26 protein-coding genes are annotated in these 22,118 nt (G+C 38.3%); 5 read left to right on the plus strand and 21 right to left on the minus strand.

What is annotated here, in order from left to right:
* Window positions 1-268: 268 nt before the first annotated feature.
* Together A3O17_RS01615 and A3O17_RS01620 are read right to left on the minus strand one after the other, a co-directional pair.
* Window positions 269-658, minus strand: a complete 390-nt coding sequence (locus A3O17_RS01615; RefSeq protein ID WP_064208528.1) for a CvfD/Ygs/GSP13 family RNA-binding post-transcriptional regulator — start codon at window positions 656-658, stop codon at window positions 269-271.
* A gap of 2 nt (window positions 659-660) precedes the next feature.
* Window positions 661-1,245 (minus strand): peptidylprolyl isomerase, encoded by a 585-nt coding sequence (locus A3O17_RS01620; RefSeq protein ID WP_064208527.1) that lies wholly within the window; start codon window positions 1,243-1,245, stop codon window positions 661-663.
* A 75-nt stretch (window positions 1,246-1,320) separates the two neighbouring features.
* Between A3O17_RS01620 and A3O17_RS01625 the strand changes: the two genes are divergently transcribed.
* Both A3O17_RS01625 and A3O17_RS01630 read left to right on the plus strand, forming a co-directional pair.
* The gene (locus A3O17_RS01625; protein WP_064208531.1) at window positions 1,321-2,328 is read left to right on the plus strand and encodes an NAD(P)/FAD-dependent oxidoreductase; all 1,008 of its coding nucleotides are present in this window, start codon (window positions 1,321-1,323) and stop codon (window positions 2,326-2,328) included.
* A gap of 76 nt (window positions 2,329-2,404) precedes the next feature.
* On the plus strand, window positions 2,405-3,052 hold the full coding sequence (locus tag A3O17_RS01630; protein ID WP_064208530.1) for a DedA family protein: 648 nt from the start codon (window positions 2,405-2,407) through the stop codon (window positions 3,050-3,052).
* A 20-nt stretch (window positions 3,053-3,072) separates the two neighbouring features.
* Here the strand turns inward: A3O17_RS01630 and A3O17_RS01635 are convergent, their stop codons facing one another.
* The 14 genes from A3O17_RS01635 to ccpA form a co-directional block, all read right to left on the minus strand.
* Complete coding sequence (locus A3O17_RS01635; protein WP_064208526.1) at window positions 3,073-3,708, minus strand: TIGR01906 family membrane protein; 636 nt, start codon at window positions 3,706-3,708, stop codon at window positions 3,073-3,075.
* Complete coding sequence (locus tag A3O17_RS01640; RefSeq protein ID WP_064208525.1) at window positions 3,695-4,486, minus strand: TIGR01457 family HAD-type hydrolase; 792 nt, start codon at window positions 4,484-4,486, stop codon at window positions 3,695-3,697. The genes A3O17_RS01635 and A3O17_RS01640 overlap by 14 nt, the downstream gene beginning before the upstream one ends.
* Window positions 4,476-5,075: a YutD family protein gene (locus A3O17_RS01645; protein WP_064208524.1), complete on the minus strand. Its 600-nt coding sequence runs from the start codon at window positions 5,073-5,075 to the stop codon at window positions 4,476-4,478. Before A3O17_RS01645 ends, A3O17_RS01640 begins: the two co-directional genes overlap by 11 nt.
* A 95-nt stretch (window positions 5,076-5,170) precedes the next feature.
* Window positions 5,171-6,175, minus strand: coding sequence for a class I SAM-dependent methyltransferase (locus A3O17_RS01650; protein WP_064208523.1), 1,005 nt, complete (start codon window positions 6,173-6,175; stop codon window positions 5,171-5,173).
* Window positions 6,176-6,244: 69 nt separating this feature from the next.
* Window positions 6,245-6,532, minus strand: a complete 288-nt coding sequence (locus A3O17_RS01655) for a hypothetical protein (RefSeq protein WP_057826903.1) — start codon at window positions 6,530-6,532, stop codon at window positions 6,245-6,247.
* The gene (locus A3O17_RS01660) at window positions 6,522-6,971 is read right to left on the minus strand and encodes a competence type IV pilus minor pilin ComGF (protein ID WP_064208522.1); all 450 of its coding nucleotides are present in this window, start codon (window positions 6,969-6,971) and stop codon (window positions 6,522-6,524) included. Before A3O17_RS01660 ends, A3O17_RS01655 begins: the two co-directional genes overlap by 11 nt.
* Window positions 6,958-7,221, minus strand: a complete 264-nt coding sequence (locus A3O17_RS01665; RefSeq protein WP_064208521.1) for a hypothetical protein — start codon at window positions 7,219-7,221, stop codon at window positions 6,958-6,960. Before A3O17_RS01665 ends, A3O17_RS01660 begins: the two co-directional genes overlap by 14 nt.
* Entirely contained in the window at window positions 7,199-7,621 is a 423-nt protein-coding gene (locus tag A3O17_RS01670; RefSeq protein ID WP_064208520.1) for a hypothetical protein, read from the minus strand. Before A3O17_RS01670 ends, A3O17_RS01665 begins: the two co-directional genes overlap by 23 nt.
* On the minus strand, window positions 7,611-7,925 hold the full coding sequence (locus A3O17_RS01675; RefSeq protein WP_064208519.1) for a prepilin-type N-terminal cleavage/methylation domain-containing protein: 315 nt from the start codon (window positions 7,923-7,925) through the stop codon (window positions 7,611-7,613). Before A3O17_RS01675 ends, A3O17_RS01670 begins: the two co-directional genes overlap by 11 nt.
* Window positions 7,925-8,971, minus strand: a complete 1,047-nt coding sequence (gene comGB / locus A3O17_RS01680) for a competence type IV pilus assembly protein ComGB (protein ID WP_081255664.1) — start codon at window positions 8,969-8,971, stop codon at window positions 7,925-7,927. Before comGB ends, A3O17_RS01675 begins: the two co-directional genes overlap by 1 nt.
* Window positions 8,949-9,932, minus strand: coding sequence for a competence type IV pilus ATPase ComGA (comGA, locus tag A3O17_RS01685; protein WP_064208517.1), 984 nt, complete (start codon window positions 9,930-9,932; stop codon window positions 8,949-8,951). Before comGA ends, comGB begins: the two co-directional genes overlap by 23 nt.
* A gap of 106 nt (window positions 9,933-10,038) precedes the next feature.
* Window positions 10,039-10,962, minus strand: coding sequence for a ribokinase (gene rbsK, locus A3O17_RS01690; RefSeq protein WP_057826896.1), 924 nt, complete (start codon window positions 10,960-10,962; stop codon window positions 10,039-10,041).
* A 102-nt stretch (window positions 10,963-11,064) separates the two neighbouring features.
* Entirely contained in the window at window positions 11,065-11,796 is a 732-nt protein-coding gene (locus A3O17_RS01695; RefSeq protein ID WP_057826895.1) for a YebC/PmpR family DNA-binding transcriptional regulator, read from the minus strand.
* An 85-nt stretch (window positions 11,797-11,881) separates the two neighbouring features.
* Window positions 11,882-12,886 (minus strand): catabolite control protein A, encoded by a 1,005-nt coding sequence (gene ccpA, locus A3O17_RS01700; protein ID WP_064208516.1) that lies wholly within the window; start codon window positions 12,884-12,886, stop codon window positions 11,882-11,884.
* A gap of 282 nt (window positions 12,887-13,168) precedes the next feature.
* On the opposite strand from ccpA, the gene A3O17_RS01705 reads away from it, so the two are divergent.
* Complete coding sequence (locus tag A3O17_RS01705; RefSeq protein WP_064208515.1) at window positions 13,169-14,272, plus strand: M24 family metallopeptidase; 1,104 nt, start codon at window positions 13,169-13,171, stop codon at window positions 14,270-14,272.
* 51 nt (window positions 14,273-14,323) lie between these two features.
* On the opposite strand, the gene A3O17_RS01710 is transcribed toward A3O17_RS01705, so the two are convergent.
* The gene (locus tag A3O17_RS01710) at window positions 14,324-14,812 is read right to left on the minus strand and encodes a hypothetical protein (RefSeq protein WP_064208514.1); all 489 of its coding nucleotides are present in this window, start codon (window positions 14,810-14,812) and stop codon (window positions 14,324-14,326) included.
* A 37-nt stretch (window positions 14,813-14,849) separates the two neighbouring features.
* Window positions 14,850-15,272: a DUF948 domain-containing protein gene (locus A3O17_RS01715; protein ID WP_225354655.1), complete on the minus strand. Its 423-nt coding sequence runs from the start codon at window positions 15,270-15,272 to the stop codon at window positions 14,850-14,852.
* Window positions 15,273-15,447: 175 nt separating this feature from the next.
* On the opposite strand from A3O17_RS01715, the gene A3O17_RS01720 reads away from it, so the two are divergent.
* Window positions 15,448-16,377 carry a mechanosensitive ion channel family protein gene (locus A3O17_RS01720; protein WP_064208513.1) on the plus strand — a complete coding sequence of 310 codons (930 nt, stop codon included), beginning with the start codon at window positions 15,448-15,450 and terminating at the stop codon, window positions 16,375-16,377.
* A 41-nt stretch (window positions 16,378-16,418) separates the two neighbouring features.
* Here A3O17_RS01720 and cbpB read toward each other — a convergent pair whose 3' ends face one another.
* The 3 genes from cbpB to A3O17_RS01735 form a co-directional block, all read right to left on the minus strand.
* Window positions 16,419-16,886, minus strand: a complete 468-nt coding sequence (cbpB, locus tag A3O17_RS01725; protein WP_064208512.1) for a cyclic-di-AMP-binding protein CbpB — start codon at window positions 16,884-16,886, stop codon at window positions 16,419-16,421.
* 284 nt (window positions 16,887-17,170) lie between these two features.
* On the minus strand, window positions 17,171-18,523 hold the full coding sequence (locus tag A3O17_RS01730; protein WP_064208511.1) for a glucose-6-phosphate isomerase: 1,353 nt from the start codon (window positions 18,521-18,523) through the stop codon (window positions 17,171-17,173).
* Between the two features lie 195 nt (window positions 18,524-18,718).
* Complete coding sequence (locus A3O17_RS01735; RefSeq protein ID WP_064208510.1) at window positions 18,719-19,588, minus strand: GRP family sugar transporter; 870 nt, start codon at window positions 19,586-19,588, stop codon at window positions 18,719-18,721.
* 264 nt (window positions 19,589-19,852) lie between these two features.
* On the opposite strand from A3O17_RS01735, the gene A3O17_RS01740 reads away from it, so the two are divergent.
* A complete protein-coding gene (locus A3O17_RS01740) occupies window positions 19,853-22,081 on the plus strand; it encodes an LTA synthase family protein (protein ID WP_081255665.1) in 2,229 nt (742 codons plus the stop codon).
* Window positions 22,082-22,118 lie beyond the last annotated feature (37 nt).

Here is a 22,118-nt window from a genome sequence, read left to right on the forward strand (position 1 = left end):
CATTCATTTTCATGAATTGTCCTGCACATTTGTGTGTCGAAACATTGCTCAGTTTTCAAAGATCTACTTCATATCAATGTCTTTTAACAGACAACATTTGATATTTTATCATGCAATCAGAAGATGTCAAGAACTTTTTTCTCAACAAAATCAACTGCCGACTTTTAATAGTTTATCAAAAAAATAAATATTGTCAAGAAGCGATAAGATCAAATCTCAACAACGTTTATTATATTATCTGAATTTATTCTAAAGGTCAAGAACTTTTTTATTTTCCATTCTTTATATCTTCCAAAGCATCTTCAACCCAGCCATCTAATCGTTCTGCAATCGGCTTAAATCCTTCTTCAACATGCCGATTACTCCAGTATTTCTTATACCGATGGGTGATTTCATCACGATTATATTTAAAATTAAATGGTTGCTCTAAACACCGCAATGATAATGATATCTTTCCTGTATATTCATCGATATCGACAATCATTACTTTAACCATCTGACCAACCTTCAAATAGTCGCCAACATCTGAAATAAAACCATGCTTTAACTCAGAAATGTGAATCAGTCCTTGAGTATTATCATCCAATAAGACAAACGCTCCATAAGGTTGAATTCCGGTCACTCTTCCCGTCAGAACCATTCCAATTCGATAATCCATAACTATTCCTCAATTGTGATGCCTTCAATAACGACATCTTTTTCAGGCTTATCTCCAGGAAGCGTTTTTACATTTGCAATTTTATCAAGAACATCCCATCCTGAAATTAAATGACCAAAGACCGTGTGCCGGTGATCTAACCATGGTGTTCCACCTTCACGGTATTTTTCAATAATTTCATCAGGATAACTTGCGGCCTTCATTTCCTTGATCATCATCGGATCAAGATTTTCATTTTGAACAATAAAGAATTGACTTCCGTTTGTTCCAGGACCGGCATTCGCCATTGACAATGCCCCTCTTAAGTTAAAGGCTTGATTTGAAAATTCATCTTCAAATGGTTTTTCCCAAATACTGTTACCACCCATTCCGGTTCCAGTTGGATCACCGCCTTGAATCATAAAATCTTTAATGACCCGGTGGAAGATCACTCCATTATAATAACCTTTTTTTGACAATCCAACGAAATTTTCAACTGCTTTTGGTGCAATTTCGGGGAAAAGTTGAAATTGCATCGCACCATAGTTTGTCTTGATCGTTGCTTTTGGTCCCTTTTCATTTTCAAGGTTCAACTGTGGATAATTCAATATGGACATCTCCTTCAAATTTTTCTAATATGTAGTATAACAAACTTAGAGAACAATTAAAGATGGATGGTGAGGATTTTGGAAAATGAAATTTATGACATTACAATCGTTGGCGCAGGCCCCGTTGGATTATTTACCGCAACATATGCGTTAATGCGCCAGGCTAAAACGCAAGTTATTGAAAGTCTTTCTGAAGTCGGCGGTCAGGTAACCGCCTTATTCCCCGCAAAACAAATTTATGACGTTCCCGGATATTTTAAAATTTCTGGAACTGATTTAATTTCAAACTTAAAGGAACAAACTGATTTTTTTAAGCCTGAAATTCACCTTAACGAAACCGTTGAAAAATTTGAAAAAGATGACGATGGAATTTTCCATATCCAAACAAATAAACGAACAACCCTTTCACGATCAATTATTCTTGCAACCGGAGTCGGCGCATTTGAACCGCGAAAACTTAAGGTTGAAAATGCCTCTGACTTTGAGAACACTTCGCTCTTTTACAGTGTGCCTGACATCTTGATGTTTAAAGACAAAAACGTAGTTATTGCCGGGGGTGGCGATTCAGCCGCCGATTGGACGATTGAACTAAGTAAAGTCGCTAAAAAAGTTACGCTTGTTCACCGGCGTGATCAGTTCCGCGCCCTTGAAAGCTCAATCAGTAAAATCAAAGAACTCGCAAATGTTGAAATCCTAACTCCGTATATGATTGACGGGCTTGAACATCAAGGTAATCAAACGCAAATTCGACTTAAGCGTTCACGGACAAAAGACGAATATCAAACGCTTCTTGCCGATGCATTGATTGTAAACTACGGTTTTAAAACGGACACTTCGGTTCAAAAAAAGTGGAACCTTGAAACAGCTCATAATCAAATTAAAGTCGACAGTACCCAGCAAACATCGATCAAGGGCGTTTATGCAATCGGTGATAACGCATATCAAGAAGGTTGCGTTGATTTAATTGCTTGTGGATTTGGCCAGGCACCGGTCGCAATCAACCATGCCCTTGAAACAATTTATCCTGAAAAACGGCAGCCAACTCACAGTACTCAGCTAATGAAAAACTTTAACGTTGAATAAACTTAATTGTCATCCCTCCATTAAAAAGGTATACTTCTAGTATCACTAAAATTTTTGGAGGGATATTTTGCATTTAATTTCACAATTTATTGATTTTGTTTTACATATTGATTCACACCTTGTTGCCATCGTAAATCAATTTGGTGACTGGACATACTTAATTTTATTCGGAATTATCTTTATTGAAACTGGTGCAGTAATTCTCCCATTTCTTCCCGGAGATTCGCTGCTTTTTGCTGCAAGCGCTCTTGCAGCAAACCCGGAATATCACCTTAACATTTGGACATTCGTAATTTTATTCTTAATCGCTCCAATTGCAGGTGATTCGTTAAACTTTACGATTGGAAAAACAATTGGAAAACGCCTTACGAAGAATTCGTTTTTTGGCCGTTTCATTAAGGAAGACGATCTCAATCGAACCGAAGCCTTCTTTGAAAAACACGGCGGGATCGCAATTTCACTTGCCCGTTTCATGCCGATTATCCGAACATTTGCCCCATTTGTTGCTGGCGGAAGTGGAATGAAATATTCAACTTTTATTCGGTACAATGTTCTAGGTGCGATTGGCTGGGTCATCCTTTGTTGTGGTGGCGGCTACTTCTTCGGTAACTTCCCATTTGTAAAGGAACACTTCTCATTGATCGTGATTGCAATCATTGTTGTGTCGGTTTTACCAGCAATTTTCAGTGCAATCAAAGCAAAATTATCAAAAAAGAAAGCCTAACAAAAAAGCAAGATGTTTGTTCATCTTGCTTTTTTTAATTCATGTTTACCATACCAAATTAGGCCTAACCCCGCTAAAATCCAAATTAAAAATACTAAAAGAAAACACGCTTCAAAAAAGCTTTCTGGAAGAGCTTTAATAATTGGATCGGTTTGCGGGTTAAAGATCCAATCTCGATTTCGAAATAAGGCCTCATGAAACAAAATAAAAATCCGATCAAAGGCAATCACTAAAATAAATACAAATGTCCCTAATAAAGTCAGTCCCATCTTAACGGGTAAAATCAACTGCCACATCTGATGCTCTCTTACGCGGTTCCTAATTACGATTTCCGCTAAAATTCCAAAAATAATCAAAACGACATTATTAAATTCAATCAACTGTTTAACATTTGCAAAATGAGTCAATCCCTTTGAAGACGAAGGAAGACTTGTTTGCCAATGATGAATCCATCCACATTGAAGGTAACTAATTAAATGACGATAATTGATCATCAATTCATGATTGCTCAATCCTACGAGCCGTCCGAGGTGATCACGCACGACAAAGAAATGATATAATCCCGTAAAATTAACTGTTATAAAAATTGAAAGAGATATAACTGCAATTCCAATCACAATCATATCTCTTAGTAAAATCAAATTATTTTTCTTCATCAGATACTTGCCATTCATCTAACGAATCGATTTGATAAGTTGGTTGGATCTTTTCACGGGCGACTTCTTCCTTGGTTGATAACCCAGTGTAAACGATAATTGTATCCATTCCAAAGTTGATTCCTGCCATGATGTCCGTCCGGTAATTATCACCAACCATCGCAACCTGATCCTCCGGAAGATTCATCTTTTCAAGCGCTTTTTCCATAATAATATTTTCAGGCTTTCCAACATACGTTGCCTTTTGTTGGGTAGCATATTCAATACATGCAACGATTGATCCGGCACTTGGAATCATTCCCCGTTCACTTGGTAAATTTGAATCCGGGTTTGTTCCAATAAATTTTGCCCCATTCCGAATCGCAAGGGTTGCAAGTTCAAGTTTATGGTATGTAACGTCAGTATCTAAGCCAACGACAACATAGTCAGGATCCTGTTCATTAAACCGAAATCCGCGATCTAATAAGGCTTGTTGTAATCCTAATTGACCAACCGCATAAACCTGCCGTTTTTGTTTGTCTAAATCAGCAATGTAGTCTGCCGTTGCAAGCGCCGAAGTGTACACATTTTCCTTTTTGACGTGGATATCATAGTTTTTACTTAAATTTTCAACAATCTGTTCTGGTGTCCGGGTACTATTATTTGTTACAAATAAAAATGGAATTTCGAACTTTTGCAATCGTTCAATAAACCGTTTAGCTGCCGGAATTCGTTCTTTTCCCCGATAAATTGTTCCATCTAAATCAATCATGTATCCTTTGTATAATTTATTTGGCATTTTGATCTCTCCGCTTATTATTAGTGTTATTTTTCTTCTTTCGAATTACAAAGTGACGGCTCCCTTGACGGCGATTCTTGGACTTAACCGTTTGAATCTTAGGTTTCCGATTATTATAATTCGATTTTTTATCTGAACGTTTATGATTTGTATTTGCTCGTGATCGTGAGTTTTTCCGTCGCCTTTTTTTGTGAGCTGCTGGAGCCGGAAAACTATCATGAACCTCACAATTCTTTAAAATAAAATACGCACAGCCAAAATTACAATATTCATATAAATAATCTTGCAAATGACTGATCTTTTGAGATGGTTGAACCTTACGCTTATCATCGTAAAATCCGCGTAACCGCAATTGATCATATCCCATATCACCGACAATATAATCAAACTTGGTTAAAATTGGACTGAAACGTTCACGCAACTTATCAACCTGAAAACCTTCATGATAATTTTCAACCAATTGATACTTGCGCCCATCAATGATCACATCCGTATCATTTGGTGTAACGACCGTACTTGCGTATTCTTCAATCGCCTTTGCCTTTTTCGCAAGCTGCTCTTCCATTTTTTCACGCCTTTTTTCGTTCACAATCTCACCTCCAACTTAAACTCTTCTTTTAAAATTATACACTAAAATGAATAACTAACAAAAAAGCCGTGGCACCTGCCACAACTTTTTCAAAATTATTGATTTTCTTTTACCCACGCATTGATTTCATCAAGGAACCCGTTAAATTCTTTTTTATCCTTCAATGATGGAAAATCACCCAACAAGATTTGAGATGCTTGATGAGCCTGACCGCCCTTTTTCTGAACCATTAAAATTGCTTTGCGCGATTTTTCAGATACAAATAATTCACGCGGTAAATTCAGCAATCCCTGCAAATAACCATTCTTCTGAATCATCTTCAAGAGTGGTTGGGCTTCCTTAGTTTCAAAAATTCCACTTGGAACAACAAAAAGTCCCCAGCCATTTTCGGCGAGCTTTTCGACTCCACGCTCAATCAATAAATAATGAGCAAAGGAATGACCTTCCGCAGCATGCGTTTCAAACTGTGCTGCACGATCATCAAGCGGATAATATCCGACTGGCAGATCACTAACTACCAGATCAACTTGCGGAAGCATTAAATTATCCAATGCATCCTGATGGAAAAGTTCAACATTGCTGATTCGTTGAAGAGCAAGGGAAACATCTGCAATTGCTAATAACGTATCATCATTATCGACCCCATACGCTTTTAAACTTTGATTCCCGAGAAACTTTAAATTGTTTAAAATTACAGCAAGCAGATTCCCCGTTCCAACTGTCAGGTCTAACATTGAATTTAATTTTTCCTTTGAGGTTATTTTTTCAATCAGAAAAGTTATCAAATATCCAATTGAATCTGGTGTCATTTGATGATTAGGCTGAACTCGTTCTTTTTTATATGACCCCAATAACAATAATTGGATAACTTGACGAATCTCTTCTGAAGAAAATTCACTCAGGTCCAAATGCCGGTATAACTTTTCCAACTCACCGACCGTTGAAACGTCAATTTCTTCCTTTCCATTAATCTGGTTTTCAAGCAAGTCGCTTAACGCTTCAATCAATGCGTCAAAGTATGAAAGATCAAGTTGTTTTTGGAAAATTTCGATAATTTGACTCAGTGTTTGGTATGCTTGTTCAATATCTTTTAACTCCACGCTTTAACCCTCACGTTCTAATCAATATTCGTGTAACAGTTTAACGAGTTCCAATTCTGATTGCAAGCATTACTTAAAAGGTTCGAATGAATATCGATTTCCATTTTTCAACGTAATTTCATACCGCTGTTCATGAAAACGGACTTTTCCAGTGTTAAACTTTAATTCCTGATTATCGTGAAGGTGATGGGTTTGTGCCATGTTTCGCATTGTTTGGGCTTCCTTTAAATTGATCTCTGAACGATAAAAACTCAAGTGGTTATTGAAAAATTCAAGTTGTCCCAAAAACAGCGCACTAAAGAAGATTAAAAATAAAATTCCGCTTGCAAACAATGATCCCCTAACCTTAGTTTTCATTACTTTTCCTCTGCATTACAACTTTTCGATGGTATTGATGATCGTGAACCTTGACCCAAATTTCCAAAAAAGGCTCTGAATAACGGTAACGGAATCCATCAATATTCATCATTAATGGCATAAAGCCTTGACCATTTATTCCCTGTAAAATTAAATTTCGCCGATTTTTTTTAAGCAAGTAATCATTATGCTGGGTTTGACAATATAATACTGGCGTTCCGTTGTTTTGACTTTCTTTCCATTGAAAACGCATTTGTTCTGATTCGAGCGTTGAAATTAATTTTTCCCATTGAATGCGTTCTTTACTTCCAGAATTTGAATTCAACTGCCGGTGAATTCCATAAACACTGCCGCTGATCATCAATAATCCCAAGCTTGAAATGATTAATGCAATAATAACTTCAATCAATGAAAACGCCTTAATTCTATTTTTCAACATTGATTTGATATTCTCCCGCATCCGAATGAACTTTGATCTGGTTTAACGGCTTTCCCTGATTGATTCGCGATACGCTTTGCTGAAAAGCTTCTTGAACCTGAAGATTTTTTAAATACAATTCATCTTCATTTTTCATAAAACATGACTGGTTAAAGTAAAATGTTGCAATTGCCAATGAAATCAAGGTCAATCCAATAATCGCATCACTGATCAAAAAGGCTGAAACTTTACCACTGCTGTTTGGTAACACGGTATACCCCTCCAAAACTAAGTTCAAAAATTAAATTATATGAATAATGTCCTTTCTTTGAAACAAGCGGAATCGTCGTCGGGCGGGTCACGCCTGAAGGTGAAATATAAACACTTTCAGCTCCGTATTTAATTAATGTTGCCGGATAATCTAGTTTCTCCGTGTTTCGCCCGACTAGAATCTGAACATCTTCCTTTCCAAAAAATGCACGCACAATTTGATGACGTTCTTTTCCTTGCATCGCCGCCTTATCAAGCTTACTTGTCAAATTCTGCATAAATTGTTCTTCTTTGAATTGAGCCGAACTCCGGGGCGCAAAGTAAAAACTTAATAATAAAAACAAGAAAGCTAATGCGAGAACGATGGTTGTTTCAAGTAACGTAAAGCCCCTACTTTTCATTTAAAACATCTTGAACCGTAATCTTTTGATCAGCTAATTTCTTTGCTTGCTGGTTCGTCAAGTAATGATCCGTTACCAGCATATTCGTTGTTAACGCTGAAGCCTCAGTATTGGGATGCTCCGACAAATATAGTTGAGCCTGCGTTCGAAGTTCCGTTCGCATTGCATTTGAATTAACGTTGACCGCGTTTTTACGTTGATGATTAATATTTGGAATAATAATTAAGATCAATAAACTGATAATGAATAAAACGATTGCCATTTCGATTAAAGTAAATCCTTTTACTTTCTTAACCTTGCTCATTAAGAAATCCCTCCTAAATTTGAATAAATCGGAATCAAAATTGACAGGTAAATCCCGACAATGATGATTGCGATTATTAAAAATGCGATTGGCTGAATCAGATTAATTAAGCGATCAACCTTCTTCAGTAATCTTTGATACATTGTATTGGCATAAATTAACAGATCTTCACTCAACTCTGCACTCGTTTGACCTTTATTTAAAAAGATATTTAATTCTGATGGAATGAATGCATAATGCTTAATAAATGTTTTGATTTCTCTGCCTGAAAGCAAATGCTGATTTAACCTCTCACCAAGTTGATAAAGTAACGTTTGCGGTTCAAACCGTAATAAAAAATTACAGATTTCATGAAATCCAAGGCCGCTTTTTAAAAGTAATGCCAAATTAAAAGATAGATAGTAATAAGCATAGCAGCGGTAAACATTTCCGATTAACGGCAACCGACTTAACCATTGATGCCGGGCAATTGATGGCTGCTTTTTCAACCAGTAAATTCCATATAACAAATAGACAATGATGATCAATCCCAACACCATTCCGCCAATTTTGCCACCATCGATAAGCCATTGAGTGATTCCAGGAGATTGTTTCCCTTGTTCACTTAATGCCGTAATTGTTGGGCGCAACCATGTTAATAAAACCGTGATCATCATTATTAACAATCCAAATAAAATACATGGATAAAATAAAGCTGCCCGGATCTTTTCACGCTGCTCGACCCGTTGCCGCATGTATTTTCCCAACTGCGAAACGCTCAATTCCAACTGGCCATGGCTCTCCGCAAGCATCAGTTGATAGTAGATTTTTGAATTCAAAAACTGCTGAATACTTTCACTAAACGTTTTTCCGCTTTCTAGCTGTGCCAATGCCATCTCAAAATCGTTTTTTTGTACAGGATACAGGATTGCGAGGTTAATTAAACATTGTTTTAGTGAAAAACCACTTCGAAGCATGTCGGCAAGAGTTTCAAAAAATTCTGCTTGGATTTTTAATTTCCACTTTCGATTGTTGTTTATTTTTTTACCCATAAAGGTACCTTTCATAATCCTGATGTGTAATTTCTTGACGCTGGTAAATTTCCTTAAGATTTTGTTCCCATTCTGGAGTCATTCCGCGTTGCTCTAAAATCTCATAAGGGTCATTTTTCCATAAATCCAGCTGATCAAATAATACTTTCGTTTCATGGCTGGTTGTTGGAATCAATCGCTGATAGTTAATTAACTGCAATGTTTGTTCAAGGTCTGTTAATGATATTTCAAGATTACATAACCGGGATACAACACCATAACAGTTTGCAGCGTGGACGGTACTCAAAACCAAATGGCCACTCAACGCCGCTTGAATTGCAATTTTAGCAGTTTCCTGATCGCGAATTTCACCAATAATTAAAATGTTCGGATGGTGCCGCAATGCAACCTTAATTAAGTCTTGATAGGCCATTCCCGCCTTTTCATTTACCTGTAATTGCAAAATATCGGGGTAAAAAATTTCAATTGGATCTTCAATGCTTAAGATCTGCTGATCGCCAAATTGCTCTGCAAGCTTATACATTGAAGTGGTCTTCCCTGAACCTGTTGGTCCTGAAAAAATAACTAAACCGCGCCGCCGGCATGCCGTCTTGATCACTTGCCACTGATCAGGAACAAAGTATCGCTGATGGGTAAGCTGTGCGATTGCATAAATTAATCGAACAACCAAACTTTCACTTCCCTGAAAATCACCGACACTTGATAGCCGACAATCAACCACGGTCCTTTGAGATGAATACCGCCAAGCTCCCAGTTGGGGCCGTCGGTGCTCGCTGATATTCATATGCGCTTGAAATTTAAGGTAATTGATACATTCCAATGCAACCGTTGTTTTTAATTTTTGATAGCGAACATCCAACCCGTCAACGTTAAAGTTAATTAGGTATCCATTCCGGTGCGGTAAAAAATAAATATCACTCGCATGACGCTGAATTGCATCATCCAGGACCTTAAGCACAATTTGCTGACTTTCCATTTGCGATAACCTCCTTTCACTTATAGATACGCTAAAAGGAGATTTTTTTATAAAAAAACGAGGAAGTTCAAAACTTCCTCGTGATTGATAATTAGTTTTATTTAGTTTATTTTTCAGCTTCTAAAGCAGCTTTAACCTGTGCTTCAGTCGGAATTGAAGGAATTGCGCCAACCTTTTGAACGGCAATTGAAGAAGCCTTGCTTGCGTAAATAATCGATTCTTCAAGGTTACTGAAATCTTTATTTAACCGTGAAACCAACGCCCCAAGGAACGTATCGCCCGCCGCAGTTGTATCAATTGCATGAACTTTAAAGGCCTTTACCAATTTTTCTTCCGTTGCAGTCTTAAAGTATGCTCCTTTACCACCTAATGTGATAATTACATTTTTGGCACCTAACTCTTGAAGCCGAGTAGCAGCTTCATGCGCAGTGATTTGGTCAACAACCTTGATCTCCGTTAAAATTTCTGCTTCCGTTTCATTTGGTGTGATCAAATCAACGTTTTGCAATAATTCAGGATCAACATTCTTATGTGCAGGAGCGGGGTTCAAAACGGTTACAACCCCAGCTTCCTTCGCAATCTTGAACGCATGCGTCGCTTGATCAAATGGAGTTTCAAATTGAGTAACGATAAAATCAGACGATTGAATCATTTCACGGGCATTTTCAATATCTGCATCCTTGATTTCCTGATTGGCACCGCCATAAATAATAATACTGTTTTCGCCGCTTTCTTGAAGCATAATAAAGGCTTGACCTGTTCCCTTGCTTGAAACAGTAACCTGTTCAGTATTAATTCCGGCATCCTTTAGGAAACTGAGCATCATTCGACCATTCTCATCATCACCGATTTTACCGATAAATGAAGTTGCTGCTCCTGACCGGGCTGCTGAAATGGCTTGATTTGCTCCTTTGCCGCCGCCAGCACTCCGTTGGTCAGTCATTGCTAAAGTTTCACCGGGTTGCGGCAACCGCGGGATCTGAAGAATCGTATCAACGTTTAAACTTCCTAAAACAGTAACTTTGTTCAAAGTTATTTCCTCGCTTTTCCATTTAATTCTAAGTTATCAGTTAAAAATAAACTATCCTTTAATAAGAAAAAGCCGGACCAATTCCGACTTTTCATTCTCATATTAATCTTCGTCAGGGAATTCAGCTGTCGTGAAGACTTCTGAAACATCATCTTCGTCTTCAAGCTTGTCGATCAACCGTTGAAGTTGTTCAACCTTGTTAGCTGGAACTTCCGTTGTTGTTGTTGGTACCATTGTTAATTCAGCGGTATCTAAATCATAATCTTTTTGAAGTGCATCGCGAACACTGTCAAAGTCTTTTGGATCTGTATAAATTTCAAAGACTTCATCAGAAGTTTGAACGTCATCTGCACCTGCTTCGATTGCTGCTAATTCCATTGTATCTTCGTCAACATCTAAATCTTCACGTGAGATTGCAATGTAACCTTTCCGATTAAACATGAAACTAACTGAACCGGATTCACCTAAATTACCGCCATTACGGTTAAAGTCACCACGAACTGCTGAAGCTGTCCGATTCCGGTTATCAGTCAAGGCATGTACCAAAACAGCAACCCCTGCTGGGCCATAACCTTCATATGTGATTTCTTCGTAGTCTGCACCGCCAGCACCCGTTGCTTTATCAATCGCACGCTTGATGTTATCCTTCGGCATGTTAGCAGAACGAGCTTTATCCATAACTAGCCGTAATTGTGGGTTTCCGTCTGGATCAGGACCACCTGCCTTAGCAGCCATGTAAATTTCTCGTGAGATTTTTTGGAAAATTTTTCCACGCTTTGCATCCTGGGCGTTTTTCCGTCCTTGGATATTATGCCATTTTGAATGTCCTGACATTTCGAATACCTCTTTCCAGTTTTAGAATTTGACAATTACAGTCATCTTAGATGATACCAAAAAAGTTGCCACTTATCAATATCAATTAGCGAGTTGACCCGCGTTTAATGAATCCATATTGAAGTTCAATCGTCTTGTCTAAGTCTTCGTCTTCCTTATTCATCATCTTCGTTAGGCACCGCATTGCAACCGCACCAATATCGTAAAGTGGTTGGGTAATTGATGACAATTTTGGCCGAACGATTTGAGTTAATTTCGAATCATTTCCAGTGATCACTTCAAATTCAGTTGGAATTTGAGCACCGGCATCAACCGCACCGTTCAAAACCCCCGTTGCCAATTCATCATCAGCAACAAATGCAGCATCTGCGTGAGCAGCTGACAATGCTGGCCATAATGTTTCCCCAGCCCGGTAACTGTCGTTTGTTTCAAAAACAAGGTCCTGATCAAAATCGATTCCGTTTTCAGCAAGGGCTTCTTTATATCCCTTTAACCGGTATTCGCTATTGATTGGGTAATTCAACGGTCCTGAAACAAATGCAACCCGTTTATCGCCATGCGCAAGCAAATTATTGACGGCTTCTTTAACAGCCTTTACGTAATCGACATGCACACTTACAAATTCATTTTTATGATCGATCGATCCGGCAAGGACAACCGGGGTCTTTGAACGCTTGATTTGTTCACGTAGTTTTTCAGTCAAATGGGTTCCCATGTAAATGATCCCGTCAACCTGTTTAGCAAGTAATGTATTAAATACTTGGACTTCCTTTTCTTCATTTCCATCGGAGTTTGCAAGGATAATATTATACTTGTACATTGTTGCAACGTCATCGATTCCACGCGCTAATGATGAGAAGTAGACATTCGTTACATCTGGAATAATAACCCCGACCGTTGTTGTCTTCTTACTTGCAAGTCCCCGTGCAACTGCATTTGGACGGTAATCAAGTTCATCAATGACTTCCATGACTTTTTTCCGGGTTCCCGGTTTAACATTCGGATTTCCGTTTACAACCCGTGAAACGGTTGCCATTGAAACGCCGGCCTTTTTTGCAACATCATAAATTGTAATTGATTGTTTTTCCATAACTGAGTCCCTTCATTTAGTATTGTATATTTTCATTTTCAATAATCCATATATAAATCTATCAAGTTTTCATAATAAATGCAAGCGTTTCATTTAATATTAAACCGTGGATTTGATTTCCCTCTTAGGAATTATTTTCTCCCTGAGATTTTCATTAATAACTCCTCGATTTTCTGAAAATAAGTTTAATTAAAATTTATCTTTCTTTTTTCTCATCAGATTCTTATTTTAGGCTTAAACTATGGTATACTTAAACTAATTTAAGATGAAAGGATGAGTTAAATGTCACATATTGATACTGTTCAACAATGGCTTGCTCAAAATAATTATGATATTGCATATATCAGCAACTATAAAACAATTGCCTACTTCACCGGCTTTGAAAGTGATCCGATCGAACGGACCCTCGCCCTCTTCATTTTCCCGGATCATGAACCATTTATTTTTGCTCCTGCGCTTGAAGTCGGCTCTGTTAAGGAAGCTGGATGGAAATATCCGGTTTATGGATACCTTGATCACGAAGATCCATATGCGCTGATCAAAAATCATATTGATAAAATCAATCCTAATCCAGAAAAGTGGGCCATTGAAAAGGAAAACTTGACCGTTGAACGTTTTGAAGAAATTCAAAAACAGTATCCGAATGCTCAATTCGAGGGTGACTTAACTCCCCTTATTCAACACGAAAAACTTTTCAAAACTCCTGAAGAAATTGAAAAATTGAACCAAGCCGGCAAATGGGCGGACTATGCATTCGAAGTTGGGTTCAACGCTTTACAAATGGGCCGAACTGAACAAGATATCGTTGCTGAAATCGAATATGCCTTGATGAGAAAAGGCATCATGCAAATGAGCTTTGACACCATTGTTCAAAGCGGGGCCAATGCAGCTGATCCTCATGGTGCTCCGAAAAAGGAAAAACTCCAACCAAACAAGCTTTGCTTATTTGATCTGGGTGTAATGTATCAAAGCTTTGCTTCAGATGCTTCTCGGACAGTTGCCTTTGGAAAAATCGATGATCAACAACAAGAAATTTACAAGGTTTGCCTTGAAGCCCAATTAAAAGCTCAAGATGCTGCTAAACCTGGAGTGACCGCCGAAGAACTTGACCATATTGCCCGGAAAGTTATTAGCGATGCCGGTTATGGCGAATACTTCATTCATCGATTAGGCCACGGTCTCGGCCAAAGCGACCACGAATTTCCATCAATTATGGAAGGTAACAAGATGGAACTCCAACCTGGAATGTGCTTCTCAATTGAACCCGGAATCTATATTCCAGGCTTCGCAGGAGTCCGGATCGAAGATTGTGTCCACATTACCGAAAACGGCTGTGAACCGTTCACCCATACTTCAAAGGAATTAAAAGTTATTCCATTAAACTAAAGTAATAAAAAAAGCTGGATTTAAAATCCAGCTTTTTTATTTATCCTCATTTTATAATTGAGGTTCATTATTGTCATCTAAGCTCTTTTCGGGTTCTTCCCATCCTTCTGGGAAAAATGTGACCGTCTTTAATTCGTCTTCTTCACCGAAGTTCGGATCATCAATGAAAATATCATCTTGCATTACTTCATCATGATCTTCAAATGGTTGTTCAATATCTTCTTTACTATCTTGAATGTAAGTCTTCAAATCTGAAGTTGCTTGTTTCAATGAAGAGAACGCATCTGAAACAACTGATTCATCTTTTAAATGATTAAAACGATCAGAAATACTTTGCTTAAAGTTATTGATCGTATCCCGATTTTCGTCAAGGTAATCGTGGGCATACTTATCATACTTTACAGCTGTATCGCGTAAATTAAGCAATGTTTCGTCAATCTTCATTGCAATCCGATCTTTTTGTGATTCGGTTAACTTTTTCGAAATCACAAAAGCTGAAGCGGCTGCAGCACCTAAACCTAATAAAAAGCTCTTTTTCATTATAAGCTCCTCCATTCTTTTTCCAATTAATCAAACACTATTTCTTATCTTTTTTTGACTTGGCCTTGCTAATTGCGTTGAATGCATGCTTGCCAACACTAAATAACGTTGAGGCCTGTTTCATCTTTGAAGTATCCTTAGCGGTTGCTGCAATTTTACTTGCCATCCCGCGACTTGCTTCATTTAAGTCAGAAACACTTTCACTTAAATCAACAATCGTATCGAATAACGGTTCTACCTTTTGTGATTTTTCATTAATATCCGCCATTAACGTATTGGTCTTATCTAATAATTGTTCGACTTGATCTGAAATATTATCAGCATCTTTTGTAAGTGAACTCATTGATTTTGTAAGTTGTGAAACCGTCTTTACAAGTCGTGATAATACCCGACACATAAACACAACTAAGACAAGGAATGCAATTGCGGCAATTATTCCAGCTAATTGTCCAAATGTCATTGTCACGCCTATCCCTCCTGTCCTAATAACTACGGTTTTAGAATAGCATTTAATAGGTTAAACCGCAATCATTATTAAATTGCCTAATAATGTCATTATACCAAATTTATCCGAAAAACGGGCAGTTCTTTGATATAATACAAGCAGTTATTTATTTTTTGAAGGAGGAAATTTCGTGAACCACTTTATTCTAACTGCAACTGCCGTAAGTGCCGTAAAGAATTCAAAGATTGCAAAGGAACCTGGCATTTGGATGCGGTTCATCGAAAAAATCAATTGGGATAAAATCATTTCGCTTGTGATCTCAAAAGCGATTATCTTAGTCTTGATCTGCTTTGCATTTGTGGTGATCAATTCGCTTGGTAAAAAATTGATTCGCAAATTGATCCTCCACACCACGAAAAAGGAAAAGAAAAACAGCTACATTGCTGATGGGCGCATTCGAACGATCTACACCCTTGTGAATAACATTTTTCACTACACAATGCTGTTCTTCTTGATTTACGCGTTATTATCTCTCTTCGGAATTCCGGTTGGAACGCTGATTGCCGGTGCTGGAATTGCGAGTGTCGCCCTTGGACTTGGAGCCAAAGGGTTCGTTACAGATGTTGTAAACGGCTTTTTCATTTTGCTTGAACAGCAATTTGTCGTTGGCGATTCCGTTAAAATTGCCGGAATTGAAGGAACGGTCCATGCAATCGGGTTGCGAACGACTCAGTTGATCAGCAGCGATGGAACGCTTCATTTCATTCCTAACCGCGAAATCACAACGGTTGCTAATATGTCCCGCAACCCAATGCGGGCCGTTATCAACATTCGAATTCAACCGCAAACTGATATTCAAAAAATGACAACAATCATTGAACAGGTCAACCAAAAGCTTAATCCTGACGATAACCAGGACATTGTCAGTGGACCAACTGTGCAAGGTCCGGTTGATGTTGGTAAAGGGGAACTGGTTTACAGGGTCGTCGTCATTGCCAAAAATGGAGCCCAAGCAATTATTCAACGCGAATTCTTGCACGCTTACCTTGAAGCGCTCACGAAGGCTGGAATCAAGGTTCCAACAAGTCCAATTGAATTATCAGCAGACCAAAAAGAGTAAAAATAATGAGGATGTGACATAAGTCGCATCCTCATTATTTTTTATTTGCGTTTTTCAATTTGATACTGATGATCCAGTTCATGAACCATATAATTGACCGCCTTCATGATCTCCCGGCGAGTAATAATTCCCTGAAAGACATTTTGGTGGTCGGTAACCACCAAAAATGGCTGGTCCACAAGCAGATGCAACAGCTCTTCAACACTTTCTGTATTCGTAACCGTTGGGACATCGCGTTGCATAACGTCCGCAACTGTTTGCTCGCTTAATCCCGTTGAATCAATTCCGTTTAATCCCAGCATTGAATCAGTAATCATTGCAAGTGAAATCAATCCCTTAAAATGCTGTTCATTATCTAAAACCGGAATTTTAGAATACCGTACCTTTGTTAAAACTAAAAAGGCATGGTTCAACGGATTACTTTCAAAAACATTTGCGACCTTATCCGCCGAAATCAGAAAATGTTCTCGTTGATTTTCAATTAGCGTTTCAGCTGCATTTGCAATCATCGCGTTTCTCCCTTCCACTCCTCTTTCTTTTATTTTACATGATTTTTCGTAACAATTACGAATTTTGTGAGGAAAAATAGGAAATAGTTTTTACAAAAAAAGAAGGTGTGACAAAACGTTAAAAACGAGCGTGGTGGAAGCAGAAAAGCGAACGAATCGCGCCAGCATAGATTCGGAGGTTTTCGAACTTCCGCTCAGCTCGTTTGTTTTGGAACCCGATTATGCGGATATAGCAAAGGAGGTTGCGACTTATGCCACAACCTCCTTTTAATTTCAATTAACGATTATTTATTTAACCGTTCGTCTAATTCTTTTGTTTTTTCTTCGTAACCTGGACGGCCCAAGAGAGCAAACATGTTTTGTTTGTATTCTTCAACCCCTGGTTGGTTGAATGGGTTAACGCCGTTCAAGTAACCTGAAATTGCAACGGCAATTTCGAAGAAGTACATTAAGTAGCCTAATGTGTATTCTGTTTGGTCAGGAATGTTGATGAGCATTTCTGGAACGCCACCATCAGTGTGAGCAACAACAACGCCTTCGCAAGCTTTCTTGTTAGCGTCATCCATTGTCTTACCCTTCAAGTAGTTCAAGCCATCAAGGTTCTTGTCATCCATTGGAACATCAATGTTGTGGTTTGGCTTTTCAACATTGATAACTGTTTCCATCAAAGCACGCCGGCCTTCTTGGATGTATTGACCTAATGAGTGCAAGTCAGTTGTAAAGTTAGCTGATGATGGGTAAATGCCCTTGCCATCTTTACCTTCTGATTCGCCCATTAATTGCTTCCACCATTCTGTGAAGTACATCAATGATGGTTCGTAGTTTTCAAGTAATTCAATGTTGTAGCCCTTGCGGAATAAGATATTACGTAAAGCAGCGTATTGGTAAGCTTCGTTCTTTGATAAATCTGGATCTGAGTATGCTTCACGAGCATCTGCAGCACCCTTCATTAATTGATCAATGTCAACACCTGAAGCAGCGATTGGTAACAAACCAACTGGTGTTAATACTGAGAACCGACCACCAATGTCATCAGGAATGATGAATTCTTCATAACCTTCGTCGTCAGCTAATGTCTTCAATGCACCCCGAGCACGGTCTGTTGTTGCGTAGATCCGTTCACGAGCGCCTTCCTTACCATACTTTTCTTCCAACTTTTGTTTGAAGATCCGGAATGCCATGGCCGGTTCCAAAGTTGTTCCAGATTTTGAAATAACGTTAACTGAGAAGTCACGGTCGCCAATAACTTCTAATAAATCATATAAGTATGATGATGAAAGTGAATCGCCGGCAAAGAAAATTTGAGGAGCATTACGTTTGTCAGCGCCAATTAAGTTGTAGAAGTTGTGGTTTAAGAATTCAATTGCAGCCCGAGCACCTAAGTACGAACCACCAATTCCTAAAACAACCAATACTTCTGAATCTGATTGAATCTTCTTAGCAGCTTTTTTGATTCGTTCGAATTCATCCTTATCGTAATCAACAGGTAAATTCAACCAACCTAAAAAGTCATTTCCTGCGCCTGTACCTTGACGCAATTCTTCATCTGCAGCATTAACCATTGCTTGCATTTGTCCAAGTTCATAGTCGTTAACGAACTTGCTTAAGTTTGAGCTATCAAATTTAATGTGAGCCATCGTAATATCTCCTTTTCCTAAAAATTATTACGCTTACATTATACAATATTTTTCACCGAATGACACAGAAAAAACACGATAAATTATTATTTATGCTTATAAATCCTTAAAAATAAATGATTTGATTTCAAAATCTTCTTTAATTAATTCCAAAAAAGACTGCAACCAAATTTGGCGCAGCCTTTCGATTATTTCCTATTTAAGAATTCCTAGTAAGAATCCACCTAAAATAACCATTAATGATCCAATCACAACGTAAACCCATTCACGCTTCGTCTTCTTTTCACCCAAGAAGAAGATTGAACCAAATGTTGAAATTACGATTCCCATTTGTGAGAACGAGAAACTGATTGCCAACCCAACCATTGTTGTGGCTTCAAACATGAACAGATTCCCTGTTCCCCATACTAAACCGGTAAGAATATTTTTGTAAGTTTCCTTCTTAAATGCGTTCTTTCCAAGCGCAAACATTGAAGCTCCTAAAACCATTCCGATGGCTTGCGGTAAAACCATCGCCCGGGTATCAACATTGGCCCAGTGAACAACAACGGTATAACCTAAGTAGCCAAGCGTTGATAAGATCAATGCCCGAGCCCCGCCGTTCCAGTCTTCACTGACCCGCTCAGCATTTACGGCAGCATTCTTTTTATCACGTAAGGCAGTCAATGTTGCCCCAATAACAAGAATGATCAAAGCAAGTGAACCAATTGATAATTGGCGCTTCGTTGTCCATTCATGGAACAAAATTACGCCGGCTAAAGCGTTCGTTACCAATTGAGCTCCAGTTGAAATTGGAATTGCTTTTGAAACCCCAATCGATTTCATTGCATGGAACTGTTGATTTTGTCCTAAACTCCAGAATAATCCTGAAATCAACCCAACGATCCATAATTTCCATGTACAGTTGGCCATAAAGTGTCCCCAGCTGCACAGCGTCATCATAATTGCGAATAACAAGGCACCCCAAGTCATTCCAAGAGTTTGTTGGTTAGCAGTTCCTCCCAACTTTCCACTAATTAATCCAATACTCCCCCATGCTAATGCGGGAATTAAGGCAATTAACATTGTAAAAATTCCTTCCTTCTAAATGTAATCTCTTCCAGTCAGTATTTATCCAATATACACAAGTTTTAATTTTTACGCAAGGGCTTTCAAGAATTAAATATTCACTAAATCTCAAAATTCACTTAACTAAATAGTCCAATCTGGGGTATTATGTAATAAGTATAATGAGGAGAGTTAGGTATTTTTCCTATCTCTCCTCTTTATCCATTTTTAAATCTAAATTTGTATATTTGGTTTAAATTCAAAGGAAAGGACGCTTTAATCGTGCGTTTTAAAAAGTTTCATCAATTTTTAAACACTCGATGGGGTTATTTCACGTTACTTGCCTCACTATTTTGGTTAAAAACAATTTTAGTTTACCTCATTGATTTCCGTTTAGGTGTCAAAGGAATATATGAATACTTTGTTTTACTGATCAACCCGATTGCAACCACATTGCTTTTACTTGGGTTGGCTCTTTACGTTAAACGGGGAGTTCCCGCGTACATTTTCATGACGCTCATTGACATTGCAAACACCGCGTTGCTGATGTTCAATGTTATTTATTACCGGGAATTTACTGATTTTATGACAATCAACGTTATTTTCGGCTACTCTTCCGTTTCGGAAGGATTAAGTACAAGTTCGCTTGCCCTGCTCAAGCCGCAAGATTTAATCGTCGTTGCCGACTTGATTTTGATTGCAATTGGATTTATCACCCGTTTCTTAAAGGTTGATCCTAATCCAATTCCGAAAAAGCAAGCCGTTGCAATGACCTCATTTTCAGTTTTCATGCTGCTTTTTAACATTGTATTAGGTGAAATCAGCCGGCCGCAATTGCTTACCCGGACATTTGACCGTGAATATTTGGTCAAATTTCTTGGGCTGGATTCGTTCACCGTATATGATGCAATCAAAACAGCCAAGAACAATCACGCGCGCAATAGCGCCACGAGTTCAGATTTAAATAAAATTCTAGAATTCAATAAGGAAAACTATGCCAAACCAAATCCAAAAATGTTTGGGATTGCCAAAGGGAAAAACGTTATTATTATTCACCTGGAAAGTTTCCAACAATTCTTGATCAACTATAAATTGAACGGTCAAGAAGTTACCCCGTTCTTAAATAGTTTATATAACAGCAAGCAGTTTTATAGCTTCGCCAACTTCTTTAATCAGGTTGGTCAAGGAAAAACGTCTGACGCTGAAAACATGTTGGAAACCGGGACGTTTGGTTTACCACAAGGCTCCCTCTTCTCTGCAATTGGAACTGGAAATACCTTTGAAGCTGCTCCGGCAATCTTAAACCAAACTGAAGGATATACAAGTGCCGTTTTTCATGGAAACAATGGTTCATTTTGGAACCGGGACAACGTGTACAAGAACATGGGTTACCAATACTTCTTTGATTCAAGCTATTACAATACAAGTTCAAATAACTTAACTGAGTACGGATTAAAGGATAAATTGATTTTCCATGATTCAATCAAGTATCTTGAACACTTGCAACAGCCGTTCTATGTAAAATACATTACGCTGTCAAACCACTTCCCGTTCACGATCGACCAAAAGAATCAATCGATTCAACCGGCCAATACGGGAGATGCCTCAGTTAATAATTACTTTGTAACGGCCCATTATTTGGATCAAGCGTTGCAACAGTTCTTCGATTATCTGCATAAATCAGGATTGTACGATAATTCAGTGATCGTCCTTTATGGTGACCACTATGGAATTTCAGATACCCGGAACTTGAAGCTTGCCCCATTACTTGGAAAATCAGCTTCAACCTGGAACAACTTTGACAATGCGCAAATGCAACGGGTCCCATTAATGATCCACATTCCAGGCGACAATAACGGTGGCGTACAATACCAATATGGTGGCGAAATCGACTTCTTGCCAACATTGCTTCACCTTCTTGGAATCAATACTCAAAAGTATATCCAATTCGGAACAGACTTGTTCTCACCGCAACACAACCAAGTAGTTGCGTTCCGAAATGATAACTTTGTAACACCAAAGTATACAGTCGTTGGAAATACAATTTACGAAAACAGTACCGGTGATGTGATCACGCATCCATCTGAAAGCGTCAAGAAACAAATCGCTAAGGATCGAAAACATGTCAATGAACAGTTGACCTTATCAGATTCATTGAATAACAAGAATCTTTTACGGTATTATGTTCCAGAAGGATTCAAACCGGTTGATCCAAAAGATTATAACTACCATAATGACTTTGCTAAGGTTTTAGCACGTGAAGCTCAGCTTGGAAACAAATCAGATAGTCTGTGGACGTTGAACCATGATAAGACAACGATCGACGATTACAATAGTGATGCTCCTGAACTTCAAACAACAGATAAGAACACGCTAAACGTTGAAAGTGCCGACTCATCTGCTTCGAAGTACTTCAGTAAAATGCACGAATACACTGGATTAATGTCGAAGATCGAACAGGGTCAAGGATTAGATTCTTCCTCATCTTCAACATCGAATTCATCAAATTAAAAAGGAAAATCGGATTGGAAAAAATTCCAATCCGTTT

This window comes from Ligilactobacillus aviarius (assembly GCF_001654615.1).
GTDB lineage: Bacteria > Bacillota > Bacilli > Lactobacillales > Lactobacillaceae > Ligilactobacillus > Ligilactobacillus aviarius_B.